General features: G+C 68.8%; 5 protein-coding genes and 1 pseudogene. 4 read left to right on the top strand and 2 right to left on the bottom strand.

Annotated features, from left to right (window positions below):
* Positions 1-6 precede the first annotated feature (6 nt).
* Entirely contained in the window at positions 7-363 is a 357-nt protein-coding gene (locus tag WMF11_RS38955; RefSeq protein ID WP_437974389.1) for a hypothetical protein, read from the top strand.
* A gap of 379 nt (positions 364-742) precedes the next feature.
* Positions 743-3,259 (top strand): annotated as a pseudogene (locus tag WMF11_RS38950) (RHS repeat domain-containing protein); the annotation flags it as partial.
* Positions 3,260-3,322: 63 nt separating this feature from the next.
* Here the strand turns inward: WMF11_RS38950 and WMF11_RS38945 are convergent.
* The gene (locus WMF11_RS38945; RefSeq protein ID WP_437974388.1) at positions 3,323-5,179 is read right to left on the bottom strand and encodes a DUF885 domain-containing protein; all 1,857 of its coding nucleotides are present in this window, start codon (positions 5,177-5,179) and stop codon (positions 3,323-3,325) included.
* A 345-nt stretch (positions 5,180-5,524) separates the two neighbouring features.
* Here WMF11_RS38945 and WMF11_RS38940 point away from each other — a divergent pair, with 345 nt between their 5' ends.
* Entirely contained in the window at positions 5,525-6,754 is a 1,230-nt protein-coding gene (locus WMF11_RS38940; RefSeq protein WP_437904193.1) for a phospholipase C, read from the top strand.
* Between the two features lie 136 nt (positions 6,755-6,890).
* Here the strand turns inward: WMF11_RS38940 and mscL are convergent, their stop codons facing one another.
* On the bottom strand, positions 6,891-7,340 hold the full coding sequence (mscL, locus tag WMF11_RS38935; RefSeq protein WP_437544785.1) for a large conductance mechanosensitive channel protein MscL: 450 nt from the start codon (positions 7,338-7,340) through the stop codon (positions 6,891-6,893).
* Positions 7,341-7,719: 379 nt separating this feature from the next.
* Here mscL and WMF11_RS38930 point away from each other — a divergent pair, with 379 nt between their 5' ends.
* Positions 7,720-8,325, top strand: a complete 606-nt coding sequence (locus WMF11_RS38930; RefSeq protein ID WP_437544784.1) for a 5-formyltetrahydrofolate cyclo-ligase — start codon at positions 7,720-7,722, stop codon at positions 8,323-8,325.
* The last annotated feature ends 7 nt before the right edge of the window (positions 8,326-8,332 follow it).

The raw sequence follows: 8,332 nt of genomic DNA, 5'->3' as shown, positions 1-8,332 counted from the left end.
GTGTCAATGAGTGACGGAAAGCATGTGCGGGAGCGTGTCCGGGAGGTGTTGGTGCTGCTGTCGAGCTTGCAGCTGCAGCGTGCATACCAGGCGCGGGTTCCTGCTGTGAACGTGGCAGAAGAGCTGTTTAATCAATGGGATGATTGGTATACGCCAGATAGTCCCCAATTTGGTGCTCTGTTCTCTGCTGATGAGATTCGTGCGCTCGGAGAGTTCTCGAAGATTATCGACGCCATCGCCGAAGAGACCCCTCAGGTGCTTCCTCCGCTGGAGGAATTCACGCAGACAGAGGCGTGGCGTCGGCTTTGTGTCGAGGCACAGAAGGCTCTGGGGGCACTGGCGGTCCAGGGGCCGTCGGACTGAGGCTCTGGCTAGATGGTCATGTCGTAGAGTGGTATTGTCGTGCCCTCTCCTCGAGGATGGTAATGTCAGGATTGGGTGGTATACGAATGAAAGTAAGATTCTGACGGTCGGCGCTGATTTGTTCCGCTCGGTTGCTGGCGAGAAGCGTTCTGTCTGCCCTCTGTGCCAACGCCGGATGAGACAAGCTTCGCCTGGAAATCTGTGGTGAGAGGGCGGAGAATGGATCGGACCCGTGCGAAGCGCATCGCTGTCCACGGAAACGGCGGTGAGGAGCCGCTCTACGAGCACAGCTTCGAGTACTTCGGCCTCGAGCAACAGGACGGCGAGCTCCAGGTGTTCTCGGCGCCGACGGAGAGGAGCCGCCCCGCGGAAGGGCGCGATGGCCTCGGGGCCACGAGCTCGGTCGAAGGGGGGCTCAGCGCGTTCGTCGGTGTGGGGCCGACGGTGTGTGATCCGCACGTCGGGCTGGGGGGTCTCCGTCTCGTTCGGGGCGGACGACGAGGACGTCGCGTTCACGGACATCAACGGCGACGGGCTCCCGGATTTCGTGGGCAGCAACGGCGTCTGGCTGAACTCGCTCCCGGATCCGTCGAGCCGAAACGCGTTCTCGCCGGAGAGCGTGCACAAGGACGTGCAGCACCCGGGGGATCCGATCGACACGGTGACGTTCATCGACGGGCTGGACCGGGTGATCCAGACGAAGAAGGACCTGGAGAGGGATCCGGGGACGGGGGCGGCTCCGGTCGTGGGCATGAGCGTGAGCGGCCGGGTGGTGCTGGACGAGCGGGGGCGCGTCTGGCAGCAGGGGCAGCCGGTGTTCGCGACGAGGGAGGCGACGGCGTTCGTGGACGTGGCGCTGAAGCACCCGACGACGTTCGAGTACGACGTGCTCTCGCGCGTCGTGGAGCGGAGGGAGCCGGACGACGAGGCCGAGGGCGGCGAGGCGGTGACGACGACGAGCTACGGTATCGACGAGCTCGACGGCGTGGCGATGTTCGTGGCGACGGAGGTCGACCCGAAGGGGAAGGTGCGCAAAGCGTACCAGGACGTGGACAACGCGATCGTGGCGGTCGAGGAGCGCAATCGGCTGCGCGGTTCGGAGGCGTGGACGACGCTGATGACGCGGTACGGGTACAGCGCGGTCGACGAGCTCGTGCGGGTGATGGACACGCGCGGGAACGTGACGACGGCGGCGTACGACACGCTGGGGCGGATGGTGACGCTGACGAGCCCGGACATGGGGCGCACGGAGTGGCGCTACGACCGGTCGGGCAACGTCGGGGCGCGGCAGACGGCGAAGCTCTTGGCGGAAGGTGCGGGCAAGCTGATCCGGTACGAGTACGACTTCAACCGGCTCAGGCGGGTGAACTACCCGGACTCGACGGACGTGACGTATGTGTACGGCGAGCCGGACGAGGCGGGCGACGAGCACGGCAACCGGGCCGGGCGGCTGGTGGAGGAGCAGAGCGAGGCGGGGAAGAGGACGTTCTGGTATGACCGGCTGGGGAACGTGGCGAAGCTGACGACGGAGTTCCCCCGGCTGCGGGAGCCGCACCGGGGCCCGTACCAGGCGACGATGGAGTACGACTTCGACGGGTTCGGGCGGCTCTTGTCGCTGAAGTTCCCTGGCTCCGGGGCGGAGGTGGTGACGTACGGCTACGACCGAGGGGGTTTGGTCCGGTCGGCCGTGGGAACGAACACGCAGATCAACCCGCAGCATCCGGACGAGCCGGCGGTGACGCAGTACCTGATGCACATCGGGTACGACGAGTTCGAGCAGCGGGTGAGGGTGGTGCACGGCAACGGGATCGCGACGTCGTATCGGTATTACGAGAAGTCGCGGCGGCTTCAGGAGATCAACGCGGACCACCGCGACCGGTACCTCGTGGAGCGTGGCCGACCGGCGCGGGCGTTCCAGCGGATGCGGTACGAGTACGACGCAGCGGGCAACCTGGAGCGCGTTCGGAACGAGGTGCCGTACGAGCAGGACATGCCGGGCTCGGTGCTGGTGGGGCCGACGACGCACGACTACGGGTACGATGATCTGTACCAGCTGCTCTCGGCGAGCGGGACGTACCAGGACCGGAGAGACTGGCAGTACCGCTACCGGCTATCGTTCGCGTACGACGAGATCGGCAACATCCTGACGAAGGACCAGGCGAGCTACCGGTACGTGCCGCAGGCGTGCCCGACGCCGGTTCCGGCTGGGTGCGACGGATGGCGCGAGGACCACGCGATCCGGGAGCAGACGTACCGGTCGGAGTACCAGTACCCTGGCCCGCAGCCGCATGCGCCGAAGCGCATCGACGAGCACCTGGTGGCGGAGTCGGCCCCGTGGTCGCGGGTGATCAGCTACGACGCGAGCGGCAACCAGACCGGCTGGACTTACCCTGGCTCGGGCACGCGTGCGACGGAGTGGAACGAGGAGAACCGCGTCAGCCGCGTGAGCCAGAACCAGCAGTTGAAGTCGCGGATGCTGTACGACGGCGACGGGGAGCGGCGGGTGCACCTGCACTACGTGAGCGGCGAGGAGGAGACGGCGTACCACGACCAGCACCTGACGCTGCGGGACGGGCGGTTCGTCACCAAGCACATCTATGCGGGGCAGACGCGGATAGCGAGTAAGATGGATCCGGACTGGTTCCGTGACCCGCCGACGCTGTACTACCACCCGGACCACCTGGGCAGCACGAGCTTCGCGTCGAACAACGAGCAGACGCTGACGCAGCGGGACGAGTACTTCCCGAGCGGGGAGCTGTGGATCGACGCGTCGGACTCGCGGTACGAGCTGAGGCGAGCGTACGTGTTCACCGGGAAGGAGCTCGACCAGGCGACGGGGCTCTGCTACTTCGGGGCGCGGTACTACGACCCGAGGATCAATGTGTGGCTGAGCCCGGATCCGATCCTGAACGACGCCCTGCGGGAGCTCGTCCAGCGCGCGCCGCGGGCCCTCCGCCGCTCAGGGCGCCGGCTGTGCCGGCACGAAGCGCTCGATGACCGCCTTGCGAAGCAGCTTCGGCGGCAGGATGCCCTGGGCGAGCACGAAGTCGTGGAACCGCTGCGCGTCGAAGCGCGGGCCCATCATGGACTCGGTCTCTTGCCGCAGCTCCATCAGCCGCGTGAACCCGTAGAAGTACGAGGTCGCCTGTCCCGGTGCGCGGAAGGTGTAACGCTCCACCTCGGATTGCGCGAGGGGCGGCGACAGGACCACCTCTTTCTCGAGGAAGGTCCGCGCGGCGGCCGGCGTGATCTTGCCCGCCTGGAGCTCCGGGTCCAGGAAGCCGCGGGCGGCCCGGACCAGGCGGTGTTGCAGGGAGACGAGCTGGCCCTCGGGCGGCATGAACGGGAGCAGGATGGCCTCCGAGTAAAGCGCCCACCCCTCCATGTTGGCGCTGTTCTCCGCGAAGACGGCCCGGGCGAGCGAGACGCCCCGCTCGACGAGCGAGGCGAACTGGAGCTCGTGCCCGGGGCGCGCCTCGTGGGCGGTGAGCGTCCATGACGCCGCGGCATAGGTGAAATCGTCGATCTTCCGCAGCTGGTCAGAGGGCCCAGGCAGGCTGAGCGGCAGCACGAACTCCCCCGCTTCTCCCTGGTTGTCGAGCAGCCGCGGCGGCAGCATGCGCGGCGCAGGCATCTCGGCGCTCTCGGCGGCGGTGCCGAGCCGGATGCGCGCCGGCCGCTCCGGCAGCGTGACGAGGCGCTCCTTCCGGAGGATCTCTTCGATCTGGGCGAGCCGCTCCTTGTAGTGCGGCACGATCGCCTCGCCCACGAGCTGCTCTTTCTTCAGGGCGCGGATCACGTCCCGGTAGTCCGCGCTCGGCAAGTTGCGCGCTTTCGCGATGGGCAGCGAGAGCTTCTGCATCTGCGCCTTCAGATCGTCGAAGGCGGCGTGGGCCAGCCGGGCGAGCTCGGTGGGCGGGATGTCGACGCCATGCAGCTCGAGCATGTACGCGTAGAGCGGCGGCGGCAGCGCGAAGTCGGTCCGCGCCTTCGGGAGGACGTCCTTGCGCAGCGCCGCGTCGTACGCCTCGAGCTGACGATTCAGCGCGGCCAGCGGCTCTTCGTGGCCGCTGATGCCGTATTTCCGGAAGAGCTCGCCGAGTCCCTCCCGCACGCGGGCGTTGGTGGCGAGGTGCCGCTCGATCTCCATCCTGGAGGGCGCCAGCAAGCCGGGCTTCCCGAACTCCTGCTCGAGCCTCTTCCTCGCCTGCTCGGCGATGGGCGCGTGGCCCGCCTCCAGCCCGGCGTACCGCCGGAGCCGCGCGAGGGCCGTGGCTCGGCGCGGCGGCGGGATGCGGTCGTCGAGCAGGGTCGAGATGCCCTCGAACACGAGCCCCGTGGCGTGCACGTAGGTGACCCGGGTCCTCTCCTCGAGCTCGGACCCGCGGACGGCCCGGTCCGCGGCGTCCAGCAAGATCTGAAGATCCTCGGCGACCGCTGGGTCCTTCTCGGCCGCTCGGCGCTTCTCCAGCTCCGCGATGGCCTCGCGGTACGCCGCGCGCAGTCGCGCCTCGACGCCGGGCGACAGATCGGAGACCTCCTGGTCGGCGCGCTCGACCCCCAGCGCGCTGGCGCGCTCCGGCGAGAACCTGGCGAGCACGTCGAGGAGGATCTTCGCATGCTGGTTGCTGCGCTCCACCCACGCTGGCCGTCGCGGCGCCGCGGCGGCCGCGCTCTGGCCCGGCGAGGCGGCCGCGCTCTGGCCCGGCGCGGCGGAGGGCGAGGGAAGGGGAGCCGGCGCGGCGGGCGGCGGCGCCTTGACGGTGCACGCGGCGACGAGCAGGGGCGCGAGGGCGCGGAGCGGGCGCAAGGTCATGAGGCACCTCTCGCACAGGCGCCCTGGAGCGCCAACCGGAAGCCGAGGAGCAACGTCCCCGCGCACCGAAGATGCCTCCCGCCGCCCGCGGCGTGAACGCGGCCCTTCCGGCGCATGGACAAGTTGTTGAATTGCACCGCTTTTCAGGGGACGTCGGAGCGCATGGAAAAGTTTCAGTCAAGCCGGGTCAGGTCCCCGCAGCTGGGGCTTGACGTCTTCGGAGACCTTGGATCTCCTTCTCCGCTGGCAGGTTTCGGTAGATGAATTCACGATGGTGAAACTGGCCCTGCGCGGCCGCGTCGACCGGCACAGCGCTGAGCCGCATGGGAAAGCGAGCGGTGGAACATGGCAGACATTCGTCATCTGGTCATCGTGATGCTCGAGAACCGCTCCTTCGATCACATGCTGGGTTACCTGCGCGGCACGGGCATGGACGTCGATGGGGTGATCGGCGCGACGAACTCGGACGATAACGGCACGCCGATCACTGGATATCATCTCGAGAGCACGAGAGTCCGGATCCGCCCGCATCACCACCGGAAGGAGGTCGTGCGGCAGATCAACGGCGGCGCGATGGACGGCTTCGTGAAAGGCTACAGCACGAACAGCCACGTCGCCGAGATCATGGGCTGGTACGACCAGCGCGATCTGCTGACGTACGATAGCCTGGCGCGACAGTACGTCGTTTGCGACCGGTGGTTCGCTTCGTTCGCGGGCCCGACGTGGCCGAACCGGTTCTTCGCGCTCTGCGGGACCAGCGGCGGGCGCACGGGCAACCTGCAATGGATCGACCACGCGACGTTCTTCGACCTGTTGCCGGTCGACTCGTGGCGCTACTACTCGCACGACATCGCGTTCTTGCGGACCGTCGAGAAATACAAGGGCCACCGCGGGCTGCCGATCGCGAAGATCTCCTCGTTCTACAGGGCCTGCCGTGAAGGCACGCTGCCCAGCGTCTCGTGGATCGACCCGAACTTCACGCTGGTCGACGTGGACGCGCTGCTGAACTGGGCGAATGACGACCATCCCCCGGCCGACGTGGCGCGCGGTCAGAACCTGATCGCGCGCATCTACAACCACCTGATCGCGAGCCCGTCCTGGCCGCACGTGGCGCTGGTCGTGACCTACGACGAGCATGGCGGGTTCTACGACCACGTGCGCCCGCCGCCGTCGCCCGCGAGCGAGGCGGCGCCGTTCGATACGCTCGGCGTTCGCGTGCCGGCCCTCGTCGTCTCGCCCTGGGCTCCGCGCGGCGTGCCGTTCCACGGAACACTCGACCATACGTGCATCGCGCGCACCGCGCTCGAGCTGTTCGCGCCCGATCGCGTGAACGCGCTGAGCCCTCGGGTCACCGCGTCTCCGAGCCTGCTCTCCTTGCTCAGCGAGCCGAGGCCACGCACCGACCAGCGCAGGCTCGATGGTATCCCGATCCTGGAGACCGCGGTCGCCCCGATCCACATGGGCTCGACCGCGCCGTCCGGCTTTCACTCGATGGAGCTCACCGACGCCCAGCAGGAAATTCTGACGCTGAAGAAGGCCGTGCTCGAGGCCGGCGTGCCCGTCGAGAACCATTGAGGCAGAGCGCGGCCATCCGCGGCCGCGCGCCCCTCAGAGCGAACCCGGCGTCGACGCGCTCTGCCTCGACGGAGAGCCCGCTCGCCGGCGAGCGGCGCCAGCTGCGCCGCCCGCGCGGTGACCTCTCCGTTTCGCGTTACGCGCCCTTCAGCGCCGCCGTGCAGTGCCCGCAGCGCACCGCCTTGATGGGGATGCTCATCGCGCACTCGGGGCACTCCTTCGTCGTCACCTCCTCCGCGTGTTGCCTCTGAAGCTTCCCCATGAGCCGCACCAGGAGGAAGACGCTGAGCGCGACGATGAAGAAGCTCACCAGGCTGTTGATGACGACCCCGTACTGGAGGAGCACCGCGCCGGCCTTCACCATCTCCTCGGGGGTCGCGTACGGACCGGGCCCGCTCGGCGACTTCAGGACGATGTAGTGCCGGCTGAAATCGATGCCGCCCGTCAGGAGGCCTATCGGCGGCATGATCAGGTGATCTACCAGCGTCTTGACGATGTTGCCGAACGCCGCGCCGATCACGACGCCCACGGCCATGTCGACGACATTGCCACGAACCGCGAACTTCTTGAAATCCTCCCAGAACATCGCTTCCTCCGGCGTCGGGGGCTCCTGCCCCCCGCGATCGCACCGCTCCGGTATCGTCTCTCCGCGATCAGGATGCTACCAGCTGCCTGTGCGGACCGCGCGGCGGCGCCGCCATCCGCGCGGCCGCCGGCAGCAGCACGAACGGTGCCACCGGGCTCGTCCGTGGGCTCACCCTGGCCAGCCGCTCGCAGCTGCGGCCTCGGCGCGGTCGCTCCCGCCCGTCCCGCTCCCCCCGCGCTCGGAGCGCGGCCGTTGCCCGCCCTCCGTGCAAGGGCGCCACACCTGGGGCCAACTGCGCCACCTCACACCGATTTCGCACATGGCGGTTCCCCGGCCCGGGGCGGCTCTCTAGGATGCGCGCCGGAGGAACCACCGAGCCATGGACCCCGACGCCGAGGCCGCCCTGCGCTACCGCGCCAAAGCCGAGCTGCGGAAGCGCGCTCGGGCCGTCCGCAGCTCCATCCCCCACGACGCCATCCTCGAGCGATCGCGCCGGATCCAGCGCGCGCTCGCGGAGCTGCCGGCCCTCGCCGCGGCCCGGCGGGTCGCGCTCTTCTACCCGATCGAGGGGCGCAACGAGGTCGACCTCCGGGAGCTCGATCCGCTGCTGCGCGCCCGCGGCGCCCGGGTCGCGTACCCCTCCATCGACCCCGAGTCGCGCGCCATGACCTTCCGCTTCGTCGAGGACCCCGAGGCCATGGAGGAGCGCGGCCTCGGCTTCCGCGAGCCCGACGCGACCGACGAGGAGGCCGCCGCGCTCGACGTCATCGTCGTGCCCGCGCTGCAGATCGACGCCCGAGGGCACCGGATCGGCTATGGCGCCGGCTACTACGACAGCACCCTGCCGCGCTTCTGCCCCCCGGCGCATGCGGTGGGCGTCGTGTTCGACTTCCAGCTCGTCGCCGAGGTGCCGGCGACCCCGGGTGACGTCCCGCTCGGGACCATCGTCACCGACGCCCGCGTGCTCGCCGCCGAACCCGCCTAGGATGCCC

It is taken from the genome of Sorangium sp. So ce295 (assembly GCF_051527405.1).
In the GTDB taxonomy this organism is placed as follows: Bacteria; Myxococcota_A; Polyangia; order Polyangiales; family Polyangiaceae; genus Sorangium; species Sorangium cellulosum_B.
The sequence above is the reverse complement of the archived record's forward strand: the minus strand, read 5'-3'. Positions and strand labels throughout refer to the sequence as shown.